This is a genomic window from Paracoccus sp. P2 (assembly GCF_046335115.1).
Lineage (GTDB): Bacteria > Pseudomonadota > Alphaproteobacteria > Rhodobacterales > Rhodobacteraceae > Paracoccus > Paracoccus pantotrophus.
In genome coordinates, this window is sequence record NZ_JBGOSN010000007.1 from 35,007 (window position 1) to 50,697 (window position 15,691).

The window sequence follows — 15,691 nt, forward strand, 5'->3', positions numbered from 1 at the left end:
ATGTGCCGGCCGGGCCGGCAGGGCGTATCCGTCAACAGCTAGGCACCGGGGCGGTTGTGGTCAAGGCCCGCCATCACCCGATCCAGCAAGGCGTCGGGCAGCGCCATCAGGCTGCGCGAGGCGGTCCAGAGCACCGCGACCTCGACCCGCCGCCCCGGCCAGATCAGCCGCAGCGCCGCGCGATAGGCGGCCATCTGGCGCAGGATGCCCAGCGGCACCGCCTCGGGCGCATCCGGCACTTCACGGTTCGACTTGTAGTCCACCGCCAGGATGCGGCCCGGTTCCACCACCAGCCGGTCCACCGCACCGGTCAGGGTGCCGATGCCCGGCAGCGGCGCGGCCAGCGCCACCTCGGACAGCAGCTCGGCTGCGTCGGACAGCGCGAAGACCTGCGCCAGGTCCGGCGCCTCGATCACCGCGCGCGCCTCGGCCAGCAGCGCCGCCAGTTCCTCGGGGCCGGGCAGGCCGCCCTCGGCATCGGCCAGAACGTCGCGGGCCAGGGCGGGCCAACCGGCCGGATCGCGGCCCGGCAGATGCTCCAGCAGCAGATGCAGGCGGGTGCCGAACAGCATCGCCGCCGCCGCATCGCCCTCGCCGGGCGCACCGATCACCTTGGCCCCGCCCAGCGCCGTCGCGGCAACGGGCCGGACCTTTGCGGGGGCGGGCGGCGGCGGGGCGCGCAGCCAGTCCGGCTCGGCCAGCGCGGGCCTTTGCGACAGCACCGGCCGCGGCGCGTCCTCGGGCCAGTCGCCAAAGGACAGCCGCCGGATCTCGCCGCCCCAGGGCGCGGGCAAGCGTGTCTCGGCCAGGTCGGCACGGCCCATGCCGGCCTCGACCATGGCGTGCCAGCTGTCCTCGGCCGCGCCGGTCTCGCCCGCCGCGGCGACGATCAGCCAGCTTTCGGCGCGGGTCAGACCGACATAGAGCAGCCGCTTGCGTTCCTGCAGCTGCCGCTCGGTCTGGAGCGCGGCCAGTTCCTCGACCGGATCGGGCCGCTCGCCCTTGCGGCCGCGCCACAGGGACAGCCCGTCCGGGCCGGGCAGCACCGGCGCCTCGCGCGGGGAGCGGCGCTGCGCGCAGTCGGGCATGATGACGATGGGACTTTCCAGGCCCTTCGAGCCGTGCACGGTCATCACCCGGATCAGCCCCTCGCCATCGCCGGCCGAGCCGGGCTGGCGGCGCACCTCGACATCATCGCCGGTCAGCCAGACCAGGAAGCCGGTCAGCGAGGGCGTCTCCGAGCTTTCATAGGCCAGCGCCTGCGACAAGAGTTCGTCGATGCCGTCCTGCGCCTCGGGGCCCAGCCGGGCGATCAGCCGCTCGCGCCCGCCGTGGCGGATCAGCAGGCGCTGGATCAGGTCATAGGGGCGCATGAAGCCGGTCTGGCCCATCAGGTCGGCCAGCAGCTCGACCGCATGGCGATGCGACGATTCGCGCAGCCGCCGCCACAGGTATTCGCCGCGCCTGCGCCCGGCAGCGAGGCGGTAAAGCTCCTCCTCGGTCAGGCCGAACAGCGGCGAGCGCAGGCAGGCGGCCAGCGACAGGTCGTCCTCGGGCGTGGCCAGCACCGACAAGAGGGCGCGGATATCCTGCACCGCCATCTCTCCGGCCAGCTTCAGCCGGTCGGCGCCGGCGACGGGCAGGTTCGCCGATTTCAGCGCCGCGATGATCTCGGCGAACAGGTCCGAGCGGCGCTGCACCAGGATCAGCACGTCGCCGGCGCGGATGCGGCGCACCGCGCCGGTCTTGGGGTCATGGATCGGCTGGCCCAGCATCTTGCCGATGGCGTCGGCGACGGCGCGGGCCAGTTGCACGGTTTCCGAATTTTCGGCCGGCTGGTCCACCGGATCGGTCCAGTCGCCCGGCTCGGGCTTTTCGGGCTTCGGGATCGCCGGCCACAGGTCCACCCGGCCCGGCATCGCGGTGCGAAAGGCGCGGTGCTGCGGCGGATCGCCCAGGCCGCGCGCCGCATCGCCGGCAAAGACCTGATCGACCAGCGACAGGATCGCGGTCGAGCTGCGGAAGGAATGCCGCAGCTCCAGCACCTGCATGGGATTCTGCACCGCCTCGAAGGCCTGGGCAAAGCCGGTGCGGCGGGCCTCGAACACCGCGATATCGGCACCCTGGAAGGAATAGATCGACTGTTTCGGGTCGCCCACCACGAACAGGCTGCGCGTCTGGTCGCGCGCCCCTTGCCCCGAGGTGAACTCGTCGGTCAGCCGCTCGATCACCTGCCATTGCGCCGGGCTGGTGTCCTGCGCCTCATCGACCAGGATATGGTCGATGCCGCCGTCCAGCCGGAACAGCACCCATTGCGCCATGCTGCTTTCCGACAAGAGCCGCGCGGTGCGGTCGATCAGGTCGTCGAAATCCAGATGGCCATGCGCGGCCTTCTGCGCCCGGTAGCGGGTCAGGAAGGCATGGCCGAAACGATGCAGCGCCAGCGTGCGCTCGGCATGGGCCAGCGCGATGCGGCGCGGGCGGGCGGATTCGACCCGCTCCATCAGGATCGCCAGGTCATCGATCAGTTCCGCGCAGGGGCCGCTGCGCAGCGCCCTGGTCGGGAAGCTGTCGTATTTCGCGGTGAACGGCGCCTTGGCGCCTGCCCCGGTCAGCAGCACGGATTCCAGGATCGCCAGTTCCGCCATGCCCGGCTGCGCCCAGTTGCCGGGCGCCAGCTTCGCCGCCGCCTTCTGGTCGTTCGCGCCGCTTTTCAGCAGATGCGGGATCAGCGCGGCAATGACCGTGGCCCCGTCGGCAAAGCATTCCGCCAGCAGCGCCTGCATGTCCTCGCCCGGCGCCAGCCCGCAGGCGGTCCAGAGCGCATCCCGGTCGGCGGGGGCCTCGAACCCGCGCAGACCGGCGAGGAAAGCGTCGAGTCTTTCGCCGGAATGCAGCGCCAGCAGATCCTCCAGCTCGGGCGCGCGCTCGCGGGCCATGTCCTCGATGATCTCGGCCCGGATCAGCGCCGCGCTGCGGTCGTCGAGCTCGGTGAAGCCATGCGGCACCCCGGCCTCGATCGGGAAGCGGCGCAGGACGCCGGCGCAGAAGCTGTGGATGGTCTGGACCTTGAGGCCGCCCGGCGTCTCGATGGCGCGGGCAAACAGCCGGCGCGCGGCGGGCAGGTCGGGGGCGCCCGCCTCGCCCAGCCGCGCCAGTTCGGCGCGCAGTTCCGCCTCGGGCAGCATGGCCCATTGGCCCAGCCGCGCCAGCAGGCGGTTCTGCATCTCGGTCGCCGCGGCCTTGGTATAGGTCAGGCACAGGATGCGCTCGGGCGCGGTCCCGGCCAAGAGCAGCCGCGCCACCCGGTCGGTCAGCACCCGCGTCTTGCCCGAACCGGCATTGGCCGTCAGCCAGGTCGAGCGATGCGGGTCCGCCGCCCGCACCTGCGCCAGCGTCGCCTCATCCATCATCGCCGAACCTCTGCGGGGCCGCGACCTCGGTCGTGTCCCATTCACCATGCCGCGACAGGTGGTCGTAATCGCTGGCATGGTCGCTGCGTTCCATGGCCAGCCGGGCGGTAAAGCCGCGCTCGCCGTCCAGATAGCGGCGGATCAGGGTGACGAAGCCGGCCCAGCTTTCCTCGGCGAAGCCGGGGCTGAACTCGCGGCTTTCGGTTTTCCCCTCGCCGCCCAGCTGGATATAGCTGATGCCCTCGACCTCGGCCGGTCCCAGCGCCTTGAAGGCGCCGTGCCGGACCATCGCGGCCTCCAGCGGCAATTGCTTGTCGAAATGCGCGATCTGCTTGTCGGTCGGCGGCTTGCCGGACTTGTAGTCATAGACATGCACCCGGCCGTCATGCAGCAGGTCCAGCCGGTCGGGCCGGGCGATCAGGCGGAAATCCAGGCCGGGGACGGCCTCTGCGCCATATTCCTCGACCAGGACGGGCCGGCCGTGCGCCAGCCTTTCGGCCTCGTCCGCCATCAGCCGGTCGGCGATGCCGGCGATCCGCGCCCGCCAGAACAGCCGGGCCGAAGGCCAGGGCACCTCGGCTTCCAGCACCGCGTCGGTAATCGCCAGCAGCCGCGCCTTCATGACCGGCGGCGTCTCGGGCAGATCGGGCAGGCCGCGCAGGAAGCGGTCCATGATGTGATGCAGGACATTGCCGCGCTCGGCCGCGTCGGGTTCGGGGCGCAAGGGGTCCAGCGCCCGCAGGCCCAGCACCCGGCGGGCATAGACAGCATAGGGGTCGCGGATCAGCGTCCTGACCTCGGTCACCGACAGCTCGCGCAGCGCCGGCGGCGGCGGGAGGGGCGAGGGCCGCGGCGCCGGCGCCAGCCGCATGCGCGGCCGGGCCTGCAATTCGGCCAGGTCCAGCCAGCGCCGGCCGCGATCCCGCATCGCCGCCAGCGCCTGCGGCCCCTGCTGATCGGGCAATCCGCCCAGCAGGTTCACCAGCCGGTTCAGCCAGCGCGAGGGGATGGTCTCGGCCTCGGCGTCGCGGCGGGCGCGGGTCAGCACCACCTGCGCCGCCGCCACGGCCTGCTGGAAGTCATGCGCGGCCAGGCCCACCCGGCGCTCGGGCAGGGTCAGCCCGGCGGCCAGCCGCATCGGCCGCGACAACCACGGATCGGGCGGCAGCGCCTGCGGCCAGCCGCCCTCGTTCAGGCCCGACAGGATCACCAGCCCGGCATCCTTGCCCACCGCCTCGGTGCGCGCCTCGCGCGGGCCGCGGAAGCGGACCAGCGGATGCGCAGCCACGTCCTGACGCACGGCCTGGCCCTGCAATTCGTCGTAAAGCAGGTCGCAGAACTCGCCCGGCCGCAGGTCGTGGCCCAGATGCGCATGGGCGGCCAGGTGGTCCAGCACCGACCGCGCCAGCCCGCCCGAGCTCTTGGCCCAAAGCTCCGAGGCATCGGCATCGCCGCCCGGACCGGCGGCCAGATCCTCGGCCAGGGCGCGCAACTCGCGCAGCCGATCCGCCAAGGGCCGCGGCGCGCGGTCCTGCGCCAGCGGCACGATGCGGTCGAGCAGCCCGGCCAGCCACAGCGCCCAGGGCTTGCTGGAGGCGTCGCCACGATCCGCCCATTCCCGCAGCGCCGCGCCGTCGGGAAAGGCCGGTCCGTTGCGGCGCAGGTGCAGCTCCAGGTCGCGGCTATGGCGGTTGTGTTCGCGCCGGTAATCGGGGCCAAGGCCGGTGGCGGTGACCGGATGCTTGAGCAGCACCAAGAGCGCGTCCAGCATCATCTCGGCCCCGAAAAGGTCGGCGACATGGCGCAAAAACAGGCCGGGCGCGGTCAGCGGCAAGGGCTGGCCGGCGGAATCGTCGGGGATGATGCCCCAGCGGTCCAGCGCCGATTGCACGCGGCGGGTCAGCATCCGGTCGGCGGCGATCAGCGTCACCGGCTGGCCGCGCTCCAGCGCCTCGCGGATGACCAGCGCCACGGCCTCGGCCTCCTGCCCCGGCTGCTCGGCCTCGATCAGGGTCAGGCGTTCGGTCGCGGGGACCAGCGGGCCAAGGCGCGGGCCTTCCTCGATCCATTGGTCGGTGACGGGCGCCGGGCGTAGCGCCAGCGAGATCAGCCGGTTGCGCGCCGGGTCGGGCGCCGTTCCGGGCAGCCATTCCGCCGGCGCGCCGAACTCGGCCAGCAGCGGCGCATAGCGCGCCTGCGGGTGATCCTCGGACAGCGCGTCGAGCCCGTCCCAGACCGCCTGCGGCAGGTCGGCATCGAAGCCGGGCAGCACCACCGCGCCCATCGGCAACCGGGCGACGGCGCGCATGAAGTCCCGCGTCGCGCCATGCGAGCCGGTCGAGCCGGCAACGACCACCGGGCCCTGCGGCAGCATCTCGCCCCGCACCCAGGCGGCGGCCAGCGCCTCTGCCGCGGCGCGCTGGCGCGATTCGCGGTCCTGCGGCGGGTCGGACAGGTAATAGCCGGCGGCGATCTTCAGGAAGGCCAGCGCCCGGCCCCAATGCTGGGCGTGTTCGCTGGCGTCGATGCGGTCCAGCGCCTGCGCGTCCAGCCCCTCCAGCTGCATCTCGGCCATCAGCGCCGCCAGCGAGGCAGCCAGTTCCGGCACCGATTGCCCCTGCGCCAGGTCGGGATCGGCGCGCAGCGCGGCGTCGATCAGCCGGCCCAGCTCCAGCCGGCGCGCCAGCGGCGCCGTGGCCGCGCCGCCGCCCAGGTCGGCGATCAGCCGCAATTGCGGCAAAAGCAGCGGCCCGCGCCGGATGAAGGCCTGGCGCAGCGCCATCAGCGACTGGCCGGAATTGGCATAGACCGTGACCCGCGCCATGTCCTGCGGCGGACGGTGGACCATGCGCCGGATCAGCCCGTCGGCGAAGGCGCCGGGAAAGTCGGCGCCGCAGGGCAGGGCGAAGACACCGCTCTGCCAGTCAGGCATCGAGCAGCGCCTCGGCCAGCGGGATGCAGTCGGGGCGGCCGACATCGCACCATGCGCCGGGATGGATCAGACCATAGGCACGGCCCCCGGCGATCATCAGATCCCAGAGCCGGTTGAGCGAGAACACCTGTTCGGGGATCTCGGCCAGACGCTCGGGGCGGATGATCTGCACGCCGCCATAGACCAGGTCGCCCTTGCGGATCAGCCGGCCCGCCGGGCCGAGGCTGAAATCGCCGCCGCCCTGCCGGCCATGGGTCCGGTCCAGCGGCACCAGCATCAGCAGCGCGTCCATATCGTCGCGCCAGCCTTCCAGCAGGGCGCGGACCGGGTTCGGGCCGGTCCAGACCACATCCGGGTTCATCGTGATTACAGGGCCGGGGCCAAGCAGCGGCAGCGCCTTGCGCAGGCCGCCGCCGGTTTCCAGCAGCAGGTCGGTTTCATCGGAAATGGCAATGCCCTGCCCGGCGAGGTGATCGCGGATCTGGCCGCCCAGATGGTGGATGTTCAGCACCACCGGCCCGGCGCCCGCCTGCCGCCCCAAGGCCAGCGCCCGGTCCAGCAGCGTCCGGCCTCCGACCGGGATCAGCGGTTTCGGCAGCGTATCGGTCAGCGGCGCCATGCGGGTGCCCTTGCCCGCGGCGAAGATCATCAGCGGCAGGCTCATCCGGCGATGCCCTCGATCACCTCGGGCGTGGGAGCGGGGACGCCTTCCAGCGCCTTGGCCAGCGGCGCCAGCGCCGGATGCGCCAGGTCGCGCCGGATCGCCGCCCAGACGCGCGGCATCATCGCCAGATAGCGCCGCTTGCCCTCGCGCTGCGCCAGCCGGGTAAAGATGCCCATGATGCGCAGGTTGCGCTGCGCGCCCAAGAGCGCGTAGGCGGCGCGAAACCGCGCCTCGTCCACCCCGGTCGCGGCGATGTAGCGGGCCATCTGCGCCTCTTCGATCTCGGGCGCGACGTCGCGGCGCGCGTCCTGCAACGCCGAGACCAGGTCATAGGCCGGATGCACCGCCACCGCGTCCTGGAAATCCAGAAGGCCCAGCGGCGCCTCGTCCCGCCAGACGACATTCTCGGCATGGAAATCGCGCAGGCCCAGAACCGGGGGCATGTCGGCGGCCAGTTCGGCATGCAGCCGCTCGATCACCGCGGCGACCTCGGCGCCCTTGCCGGGCGCACCGGCGGCAGCGGGATAGTATTCGGCGAAAAGCCCGACCTGATGCGCCAGTTCCGGCCCGTCGAGGCGCAAGACAAAATCCGGCGGCTCGTGGCCGTGCAGCCGCACCAAGAGGTCGGTCATGCGGTCATAGATGCGCGGCGCCAGTTCGGGCTGCTGTTCCAGCACGCGGGCCACCAGGTCGTCGCCCAGATCCTCGATCAGCAGCAGGCCCTGCGCCTGGTCGGTGGCCAGGATCTCGGGCGCGTGCAGGTCCAGCGCCCGCAGCCATTGCGTCATGGCGACATAGGGCGCGGTCACGCCGGGCGAGGCATCCATCAGCACCGCGCTGCGCCCGTCATCCTCGACCAGCCGGAAATAGCGCCGCGACGAGGCGTCGCCGGCCAGCGGGACCAGCCGCGCCCCGGCCCAGCCGGCGCGGTGGATCAGCCGGGCGATGGCGGGCAGGCGGGTCATCAGGCCCCAATGCGGCTCGGACCCTGCCAGGGTGATGCGGCGCAGCTCGGGCGCATCGGCCAGCGGCTCCAGCCCCACGGTCAGCGCACCCTCCAGCGGGCTGCCATGCTCGGGCCATTCGACCAGCACGATGGCCTCGCGCATGGCCTCGTCGAGGCCAAGCTCGGCCAGTTCCTCGGGATGGGTCAGGCGGTATAGGTCGGCGTGCCAGATCTCGGTCCCCAGGGGGTCGGCATAGGTCTGGACCAGGGTATAGGTGGGGCTGGGCACCTCTTCGGCCGCCTCGCCCTGGCGGGCGCGGATGAAGGCGCGGGCGAAATGAGTCTTGCCGGCGCCGACCGGCCCCTGAAGCGCCACCACGTCGCCAGGCTTCAGCACGGCCGCCATCACCCGCGCCAGGCAGGCGGTCAGGTCGGCATCGGCATCGTCAAGCGTCGCAAGCAGGGTCATGGCGTGAACCTAGACGCTAGAGGCTCAAAGACCAAGCACATCCGCCATGTCATATTCGCCCGGCCCCTTGTCCTGGCCCCACAGCGCCGCCCGCAGAGCGCCGCGGGCGAAGATCGCCCGGTCGGTGGCGACATGGCGCAGCACCACCCGCTCGCCCGCCGTGGCAAAGATCACGTCATGCTCGCCCACGATATCGCCGCCGCGGATGGCGCTGAACCCGATCGAGCCGGGGGCGCGGGTGCCGGTGATGCCCTCGCGCGCCGGGGTGCGCAACTCGTCCAGGCTGTGGCCGCGCCCCGCGGCGGCGGCCTCGCCCAGCATCAGGGCGGTGCCCGAGGGCGCATCGACCTTGCGGTTGTGATGCGCCTCGACCACCTCGATGTCCCAGTCCTCGCCCAGGGCGGCGGCGACCTTGCGGGTCAGCCCGACCAGCAGGTTGACGCCCAGGCTCATGTTGCCGGCGCGGATGATCGGCGCGTGGCGGGCGGCGGCCTTCAGCTTGTCCAGATGGGCGGGCTCGAAGCCGGTGGTGCCGATCACATGCACGGCGCGGGCCTGCGCGGTCAGTTCCGCGAAGGCCACCGTCGCCGCCGGGGCGGTAAAGTCGATCACTGCCTGCGCCTTGGCGATGGCCTCGACCGGATCGTCGGTGACGGTGATTCCCAGCGCCGCGCCGCCCATCGCCTCGCCCAGGTCGCGGCCGACCCAGGGGTTGCCCTCGCGCTCGATGGCGCCGACAAGGCGGGCCTGATCCGACCCCAGAACGGTGCGCACCAGCATCTGCCCCATGCGGCCCGACGCGCCCGTGATGACGATTCCCGGTTTTTCCATGCTCGATCCCCCGTTTCCGGCATGTCTATCCCGTTGCGGCGCGGGCCGCGACCCCCTACATCTGCGCGCATGGCACAGAACCGCTTTCATTCCGGCACCGGCCCCTCGCAGCGCCAGCTTCGCGTGGGCGAGTTGATCCGCCGCACGCTTTCCGACGTCCTCCTGCGGGGGGATGTCCACGATCCCGACCTGAACCGGCATTCGATCACGGTCGGAGAGGTGCGGACCTCGCCCGACCTCAAGGTCGCGACCGCCTATGTGCTGCCCTTGGGCGGGCAGGGTGCAGAAGAGGCGCTGGCCGCGTTGCGCCGCAACGCGGGCGAGCTGCGCCACCTGGTCGCCAAGGCGATGACGCTGAAATACGCGCCGCAACTGCGCTTTGTCCTCGACGAGACCTTCGACCGCATGGACGACACCCGCCGCCTCTTGTCCGAGGACCGGGTGCGCCGCGACGTCGAATCGCATCCGGAAGACGATGAAGATTGACCTTAGGCGCCGGCTGGGGCTGGCCATCGGCGCATTGGTCGCCATGACCCTGCCCGCCATGGCCGGGATCTGCGAAAAGCGCGACTTCGACGGGCAGGGCTATGTGATCTGCACGCTGGATGCCGGGCAGGAGCCGGGGCTGCGGCTGTGGCTGAACGGCCCGGACGGCCGGGTCTTGGGCGATTTCACCGCCGTGCGCCGCATGCTGGCCGAGGGCGAGGTGCTGGGCTTTGCCATGAATGCTGGCATGTATCACCCGGATTTCACCCCGGTCGGGCTTTACGTCAGCGACGGCGTCAGCCAGCACGAGCTGGTGACGGCCGCCGGCGGCGGCAATTTCGGCATGCTGCCGAACGGCGTGTTCTGCACCGGCGGCGCCCGGCCCTATCAGGTGATCGAAAGCCGGGCCTTTGCCAGGGCCGCGCCGGAATGCCGGATCGCCACGCAATCGGGGCCGATGCTGGTGATCGACGGCGCGCTGCATCCGCGTTTCCTGGTGGACAGCGACAGCCGCTATATCAGGAACGGCGTCGGCGTCTCTCCGGACGGGCAGACGGCATGGTTCGCCATCTCGGACCGGGCGGTGACCTTTCACCAGTTCGGCCGGCTGTTCCGCGACGGGCTGGGGGCGCGGGATGCGCTGTATTTCGACGGCTCGATTTCGCGGCTATACGCCCCAAGCCTGGGCCGCGCCGATTTCGGGCGGCGGCTGGGGCCGATCATCGGATATGTAGGACAGAACTAGAATGGCGCGAAAAAAGGGACGCGAGATCCACGGTTGGCTGATCGTGGACAAGCCGGCGGGCATCGGCTCGACCGATGTGGTCAGCAAGGTCCGCTGGGCGCTGGACGCGAAGAAGGCCGGCCATGCCGGGACGCTGGACCCGGACGCGACCGGCGTGCTGGCCGTGGCGCTGGGAGAGGCGACCAAGACCGTGCCGATCCTGGCCGAGGCGCTGAAAGCCTATGACTTCACGGTGAACTGGGGCGCCGAGACCACCACCGACGACGCTTCGGGCGCGGTGGTGAAGACCAGCGACGCGCGCCCGGACGAGGCGGCGATCCGCGCCGCGCTGCCGGAGTTCACCGGCGAGATCATGCAGGTTCCGCCCGCCGTCTCGGCCGTGCGCGTCGATGGCGCGCGGGCCTATGACCTGGCGCGCGAGGGCGAGGTGGTCGAGCTTGCCGCCCGGCCGCTCTGGGTGGACTCGCTGGAACTGCTGGGCGCGGCGCAGGACAGCGCCGAGCTGCGCATGGTCTGCGGCAAGGGCGGCTATGTCCGCGCCATCGCCCGCGACCTGGGCCGCAAGCTGGGCTGCCTTGGCCATGTCGCGCAGCTGCGCCGCATCTGGTCGGGGCCGTTCGAGGCCGGGGACGGCTTTGCCTTCGACCGCATCGACCGCGCCAACCAGGCCGAGATCGAGGCGGCGCTGCTGCCCCTGCAGGCGGCGCTGGCCGACCTGCCCGAGATGCAGGCGACCGAGATGGGCGCCACCCGCATCCTGAACGGCAATCCCGGCCAGGTGCTGGGCCATGCCGAATTCGGCGAGGAGGTCTGGGTCAGCCGCAACGGCCGGGCGCTGTGCATCGGCCGCTACATGGGCGGAGAGGTGCAGCCCTCGCGGGTGTTCAACCTGGGCTAAACCTCCTCGCCGCCGGGCGCCATGATCCGGGCGACGGTTGCGCCGGGCAGGGCCTCGGCGGCATAGGTGAAGGTGCCGGCGGATCGGACCTCCTCGGCGGCGCGCATCAGCGCGCCGAGCGCCGCCCGCGCGAAAGAGCCGCCGACGCTGATCCGCCGCACCCCGGCCTGCACCAGCTCGGCCACCGACCAGGTCGGACCCGACAGCCCCATGACCACGTTGACGGGCTTGTCCAGCGCGGCGCAGACCGTGCGGATCGCCTGCAGGTCCGGCAGGCCCGGCGCATAAAGCACATCCGCCCCGGCTTCGGAAAAGGCTTGCAGCCGCCGGATCGTGTCATCCAGATCCGGCCGGCCCCAAAGGAAGTTCTCGGCCCGCGCGGTCAGCAGGAAGGGCAGGCCCTGCGCCGCCCCTGCCGCGGCCCGGATGCGCTCGACCGCCAGGGACAGGTCGTGGATCGGATCGGCGGCATCCCCCGTCGCATCCTCGATCGAGCCGCCGACCAGCCCCACCCGACAGGCCAGCCGGATGGTTTCGGCGCAGCTTTCCGGCGCTGCGCCGAAACCATCCTGCAGATCGGCCGAGACCGGCAGCTCGGTCGCGCCGACGATCTCGGCGGCATTGTCCAGGATCTCCTCGCGCCCGAGCCCGGCGATGGAATCCGGCTTGCCCTTGGAAAAGGCATAGCCGGCGCTGGTGGTCGCCAGCGCCTGGAACCCCAGGCTGGCCAGCAGCCGGGCCGAGCCCGCATCCCAGGGATTGGGCATGACGAAGGCGCCCTCCGCCTCGTGCAGCGCCTTCAGCGCCTCGAACTTCGCCTGTTGGTCCGGCATCGCGCCTCTCCTGCAAGGAACTCCCGCGCGACTCTAGCAGGCCGGAACAAATTGTGAACGATTTTCTCGGCCCCAGGCTTCGGCTCTCAGCCGAACTGATAGGTCGCCGGCACGAAGCGATACGACCCTTCGCCGTTCGGGGCGATGAAGCCGAGCGCCGGGAAGGGCATGTGATAGCCGATGAAGGGGATCTTCTCTTCGGCCAGCCGGGCCAGCACCGCCTGGCGCGTGGCCGCGCCCTGTTCCTTGTCCACGTCGAAGCGCACATGCCAGGCCGGGCGCTGCACCGAATAGACATAGTGGTTGAAGCTGTCGCCCGAGATCAGCAGCCGCTGCCCCTCGCTTTCCAGCAGATAGGTGGTGTGGCCGGGCGTGTGGCCATGCGCCTGCTCGGCCTGGATGCCGGGCAGGATTTCCTCGGTCCCCTCGATCTGCTGCGCCTGCTCCAGCAGGGGCACCACCTTGGCAGTATAGGCCTCGCTGGGATTGGCGGCCCAGTAATCGTTCTCGGGCCGGGGCAGGATCAGCTGGGCGTTGGGAAAGGCCGGGGTCTCGCCATCCATCAGGCCGCTGATATGGTCGGGATGCATGTGGGTCAGCACGACATGGGTCACGTCCTCGGGCGTCAGCCCGGCCTGCGCCATCGAGGCGGCGTTGTTGGCCGGAACCATGCCGGTATCGAACAGCACCAGCGCATCGGGCGTGCGCACCAAGGTCAGGGTGAACGAACCGGCGCTGCGGTCGGCGGGGATGAAATTCTCGGCGCTGAGGCTTTCGAACTCGGCCGGGTCGGCATTGAGGCCGAAGGTCTCGATCGGATTGTCGCTCATGCCGCCGCCGCCCAGCAGCGTCGTCACCTCGAAACCGCCCAGCTGGATGGTATGGGCACGGCCCGGAAAGGCGGGCGCCTCGCCCGCGGGCTGGGCGGCGGTCTGCGCATGCGCCGGCAGCACCAGCGTCATGGGCAATGCGCCGCCGATGAGCATGGCTTGGCGGCGGCTGATATCGGTCCTGAACATCTCTCCCTCCTGCTTGGTTCTTTTGCAACCTTACGCGAGGAGGGCGGGTTCCGGCATGAAACCTGCGTGACCGCTCAGAACGGCGCCGGGGCGGTAAAGCCCTGCATGACCCCGGTTTCGGGATGCTTGAAGCGCAGGCTTTCGGCATGCAGCATCAGCCGGGGAAAATCCGCCGCCGCCCCGGTCGCATAAAGCGGATCGCCCAGGATCGGGTGGCCCAGCTCGGCCATATGCACGCGCAGCTGATGGCTGCGGCCGGTGACGGGCATCAGCCGCACCCGCGTCTCGGCATCGCTGGCCTTGACCACCCGCCAATCGGTCTGCGCCGGCCGGCCCTGTTCGTGATCGACCTTTTGCCGCGGCCGGTTCGGCCAGTCGACGATCAGCGGCAGGTCCACCGTGCCGGTCTTGGGCTCCAGCCGGCCCCAGAGCCGCGCGACATAGGTCTTTTTCGTGCGCCGGTCCTCGAATTGCCGGGACAGGTGGCGCTGCGCATGCGGCGTCAGGGCAAAGACCATGACGCCCGAGGTATCCATGTCCAGCCGATGCACCAGCAGGATCGTCGGAAAGGCGCCCCGCAGCCGCTCGATCAGGCAATCGGCGCGGTCCTCGCCCCGGCCGGGGACCGAAAGCAGGCCGGCCGGCTTCTCGACCACCAGGATCTCGTGATCGGCATGGATCACCCGCGGCTGTTCGTCGGTGGGCTGGTAGAGAAAGCTCATTTCCAGACCAGCCGCAGCGCCAGGCCCGCGAACATCACCGCCGCGATGCGGTTCACGATGCCCAGCCGCTTGCCGATCACCTGGCCGGCCAGGCCGCCGACCACGCCATAGCCCATGGTGACCAGCGTGCCCGACAGGGTGAACATCAGCCCCAGCCCCAGGATCTGCTGCCAGACCGGGCCGTATTCCGGCTTGGTGAATTGCGGCAGGAAGGCCAGCAGAAACAGCACCGGCTTGGGATTGAGCAGGTTGGACAGCGCGCCGCGCCGGATGATGTTCCAGGGCCGGCTGGCGGCGCGGGCGCGGGGATCGACCTCGCCCGCGTTCCAGCTTTTCCAGGCCAGGAACAGCAGATAGGCGGCGCCGGCATATTTGATCGCGACCAGCGCGCCGGGATGGGCGGCGACCAGCGCGCCCAGGCCGACCGTCGCCATCGTCACATGGCAGATCACGCCCAGCCCGACGCCGAAGCCGGCCAGCGCACCCGCACGCGGCCCGTTCTGGATGCCGCAGGCGCTGGCGAAGAACACGTCCTGCCCCGGCGCCAGGTTCAGCACCAGGGCTCCGGCCATGAAGGCCAGAAGCTGTTGCAACGGAAAATTCGCCAGCGTGTCCCAGATCATCGCGCGCCCCCTTTTCCTGCCGCCTAGGCCGGGCGGCGCGCGGCGTCAACTATTCGCGCGGATCCTGCGGCAGCCCGTCGGCAATATCGTAATAGTCGCCCTTGTCGGCGACGAAGATATGGCCCAGCAGGCGCAACCCGGTCGGGCTGTCGATGGCGCCGGCCGCCACGTCGATGATCTCGGACCCGTCGCGCTGCCAGAACAGCGAGCTGCCGCAGTCCGGGCAGAAGCCACGCCGGGCGATCTCCGAGGCGCGATACCATCTCGGCTGCCCCTGGATTTCCAGCGATTTCGGCAGGATCGCCGCCCAGTAATGCCCCGACCAGCGCCGGCACTGGCTGCAATGGCAGGCCTTCAGGTCGTTGCCGGCGTCATAGGTGCCGCGGAAGCGGATGGCGCCGCACAGGCAATGGCCGGTGAATTCAGTCGCGTCCGAATGTGTCATCCAGGATCTCCTGCAAGCGGTCTGCATCCTCTTGCGTGAAGGCGTCGGGCCGGTCGCTGTCGATGTCGAGCACGCCGATCAGCCGCCCGCCCTTGCCGATCACCGGGATCACCAGTTCCGAGCGGGTCGAGCTGGCACAGGCGATATGGCCCGGGAAAGCCTCGACATCCGGCACCAGCTGGGTCTGCCGCGTCCGCGCCGCCGCGCCGCAGACCCCGCGCGAGAAGGGAATCACCAGGCAGCCGTGGCCACCCTGGTAGGGGCCGATCTTCAGCAGTTCGGGCGCGGTGACGCGATAGAATCCGGTCCAGTCGAAACGCGCGTCCGAGTGGTGGATTTCGCAGGCCAGCGTCGCCATCAGCGCGACCTCGTCGGTCTCGCCATGGGTCAGGGCGCGGATGCGGGCGGCAAGGTCGTCGTAATCGGGCATGGCGCCAGACTAGCCGGGCGCGACGGGCCTGTCACGGGCCCATAGTGGTTGGGCATATGCACCAGCCGCCCCGGTATCGCCGGGCCGCCCAGCCCCGCCGGCATGGCGCCCTGGCAGGCCAGGATGATGCCGGCCATCACCGCAAAGACCGACCGGAACCACAGGACGCCCATGACAGGCCGCGCTTTTGCGCAAGGGCGCGTCCTGCCGCAACCGGCGGAACCGGATCGGGGAA

The 15,691-nt window shown here is 70.9% G+C and carries 14 protein-coding genes; 3 read left to right on the forward strand and 11 right to left on the reverse strand.

Features of this window, described 5'->3' with window-relative positions; translation table 11 throughout:
• Nucleotides 1–38 precede the first annotated feature (38 nt).
• The 5 genes from addA to dapB are packed head-to-tail and all read right to left on the reverse strand — an operon-like array spanning nt 39 to nt 9,255.
• Nucleotides 39–3,413 carry a double-strand break repair helicase AddA gene (addA, locus tag ACDP63_RS06600; protein WP_409927870.1) on the reverse strand — a complete coding sequence of 1,125 codons (3,375 nt, stop codon included), beginning with the start codon at nt 3,411–3,413 and terminating at the stop codon, nt 39–41.
• Entirely contained in the window at nt 3,403–6,345 is a 2,943-nt protein-coding gene (gene addB / locus ACDP63_RS06605; RefSeq protein ID WP_409927871.1) for a double-strand break repair protein AddB, read from the reverse strand. Before addB ends, addA begins: the two co-directional genes overlap by 11 nt.
• Nucleotides 6,338–7,009, reverse strand: coding sequence for a nucleotidyltransferase family protein (locus ACDP63_RS06610; protein ID WP_024842786.1), 672 nt, complete (start codon nt 7,007–7,009; stop codon nt 6,338–6,340). The genes addB and ACDP63_RS06610 overlap by 8 nt, the downstream gene beginning before the upstream one ends.
• Nucleotides 7,006–8,424 (reverse strand): tRNA (adenosine(37)-N6)-threonylcarbamoyltransferase complex ATPase subunit type 1 TsaE, encoded by a 1,419-nt coding sequence (gene tsaE, locus ACDP63_RS06615; protein ID WP_024842787.1) that lies wholly within the window; start codon nt 8,422–8,424, stop codon nt 7,006–7,008. The genes ACDP63_RS06610 and tsaE overlap by 4 nt, the downstream gene beginning before the upstream one ends.
• Before the next feature lie 24 nt (nt 8,425–8,448).
• Complete coding sequence (gene dapB, locus ACDP63_RS06620; protein ID WP_024842788.1) at nt 8,449–9,255, reverse strand: 4-hydroxy-tetrahydrodipicolinate reductase; 807 nt, start codon at nt 9,253–9,255, stop codon at nt 8,449–8,451.
• Nucleotides 9,256–9,324: 69 nt separating this feature from the next.
• On the opposite strand from dapB, the gene rbfA reads away from it, so the two are divergent.
• From rbfA to truB, 3 genes are read left to right on the forward strand one after another with little or no spacing between them, the layout of a single operon-like run.
• The gene (rbfA, locus tag ACDP63_RS06625) at nt 9,325–9,741 is read left to right on the forward strand and encodes a 30S ribosome-binding factor RbfA (protein ID WP_024842789.1); all 417 of its coding nucleotides are present in this window, start codon (nt 9,325–9,327) and stop codon (nt 9,739–9,741) included.
• Complete coding sequence (locus tag ACDP63_RS06630; protein WP_024842790.1) at nt 9,731–10,486, forward strand: phosphodiester glycosidase family protein; 756 nt, start codon at nt 9,731–9,733, stop codon at nt 10,484–10,486. The genes rbfA and ACDP63_RS06630 overlap by 11 nt, the downstream gene beginning before the upstream one ends.
• A 1-nt stretch (nt 10,487) precedes the next feature.
• A complete protein-coding gene (truB, locus tag ACDP63_RS06635) occupies nt 10,488–11,384 on the forward strand; it encodes a tRNA pseudouridine(55) synthase TruB (RefSeq protein WP_028709791.1) in 897 nt (298 codons plus the stop codon).
• Here truB and ACDP63_RS06640 read toward each other — a convergent pair.
• The 6 genes from ACDP63_RS06640 to ACDP63_RS06665 all read right to left on the reverse strand — a co-directional run bounded on the left by ACDP63_RS06640 (nt 11,381) and on the right by ACDP63_RS06665 (nt 15,456).
• Nucleotides 11,381–12,217, reverse strand: a complete 837-nt coding sequence (locus tag ACDP63_RS06640) for an oxaloacetate decarboxylase (protein ID WP_024842792.1) — start codon at nt 12,215–12,217, stop codon at nt 11,381–11,383. The genes truB and ACDP63_RS06640 overlap by 4 nt on opposite strands.
• Nucleotides 12,218–12,303: 86 nt before the next feature.
• The gene (locus ACDP63_RS06645; protein ID WP_024842793.1) at nt 12,304–13,236 is read right to left on the reverse strand and encodes an MBL fold metallo-hydrolase; all 933 of its coding nucleotides are present in this window, start codon (nt 13,234–13,236) and stop codon (nt 12,304–12,306) included.
• 74 nt (nt 13,237–13,310) lie between these two features.
• Complete coding sequence (locus ACDP63_RS06650) at nt 13,311–13,958, reverse strand: RluA family pseudouridine synthase (RefSeq protein ID WP_024842794.1); 648 nt, start codon at nt 13,956–13,958, stop codon at nt 13,311–13,313.
• Nucleotides 13,955–14,581 carry a LysE family translocator gene (locus ACDP63_RS06655; protein ID WP_024842795.1) on the reverse strand — a complete coding sequence of 209 codons (627 nt, stop codon included), beginning with the start codon at nt 14,579–14,581 and terminating at the stop codon, nt 13,955–13,957. Before ACDP63_RS06655 ends, ACDP63_RS06650 begins: the two co-directional genes overlap by 4 nt.
• A gap of 49 nt (nt 14,582–14,630) precedes the next feature.
• Nucleotides 14,631–15,026 carry a GFA family protein gene (locus ACDP63_RS06660; protein ID WP_024842796.1) on the reverse strand — a complete coding sequence of 132 codons (396 nt, stop codon included), beginning with the start codon at nt 15,024–15,026 and terminating at the stop codon, nt 14,631–14,633.
• Entirely contained in the window at nt 15,004–15,456 is a 453-nt protein-coding gene (locus ACDP63_RS06665; RefSeq protein WP_024842797.1) for a GAF domain-containing protein, read from the reverse strand. The genes ACDP63_RS06660 and ACDP63_RS06665 overlap by 23 nt, the downstream gene beginning before the upstream one ends.
• Nucleotides 15,457–15,691: the final 235 nt, after the last annotated feature.

Excerpts from the sequence above, each read along its gene's own strand:
- ACDP63_RS06610 (WP_024842786.1), bottom strand. The coding sequence starts at position 7,009 with ATGAGCCTGCCGCTGATGATCTTCGCCGCGGGCAAGGGCACCCGCATG.
- ACDP63_RS06630 (WP_024842790.1), top strand. The coding sequence starts at position 9,731 with ATGAAGATTGACCTTAGGCGCCGGCTGGGGCTGGCCATCGGCGCATTG.
- tsaE (WP_024842787.1), bottom strand. The coding sequence starts at position 8,424 with ATGACCCTGCTTGCGACGCTTGACGATGCCGATGCCGACCTGACCGCC.
- ACDP63_RS06645 (WP_024842793.1), bottom strand. The coding sequence starts at position 13,236 with ATGTTCAGGACCGATATCAGCCGCCGCCAAGCCATGCTCATCGGCGGC.
- truB (WP_028709791.1), top strand. The coding sequence starts at position 10,488 with ATGGCGCGAAAAAAGGGACGCGAGATCCACGGTTGGCTGATCGTGGAC.
- dapB (WP_024842788.1), bottom strand. The coding sequence starts at position 9,255 with ATGGAAAAACCGGGAATCGTCATCACGGGCGCGTCGGGCCGCATGGGG.
- ACDP63_RS06650 (WP_024842794.1), bottom strand. The coding sequence starts at position 13,958 with ATGAGCTTTCTCTACCAGCCCACCGACGAACAGCCGCGGGTGATCCAT.
- ACDP63_RS06655 (WP_024842795.1), bottom strand. The coding sequence starts at position 14,581 with ATGATCTGGGACACGCTGGCGAATTTTCCGTTGCAACAGCTTCTGGCC.
- addA (WP_409927870.1), bottom strand. The coding sequence starts at position 3,413 with ATGATGGATGAGGCGACGCTGGCGCAGGTGCGGGCGGCGGACCCGCAT.
- ACDP63_RS06660 (WP_024842796.1), bottom strand. The coding sequence starts at position 15,026 with ATGACACATTCGGACGCGACTGAATTCACCGGCCATTGCCTGTGCGGC.
- addB (WP_409927871.1), bottom strand. The coding sequence starts at position 6,345 with ATGCCTGACTGGCAGAGCGGTGTCTTCGCCCTGCCCTGCGGCGCCGAC.
- ACDP63_RS06640 (WP_024842792.1), bottom strand. The coding sequence starts at position 12,217 with ATGCCGGACCAACAGGCGAAGTTCGAGGCGCTGAAGGCGCTGCACGAG.
- rbfA (WP_024842789.1), top strand. The coding sequence starts at position 9,325 with ATGGCACAGAACCGCTTTCATTCCGGCACCGGCCCCTCGCAGCGCCAG.
- ACDP63_RS06665 (WP_024842797.1), bottom strand. The coding sequence starts at position 15,456 with ATGCCCGATTACGACGACCTTGCCGCCCGCATCCGCGCCCTGACCCAT.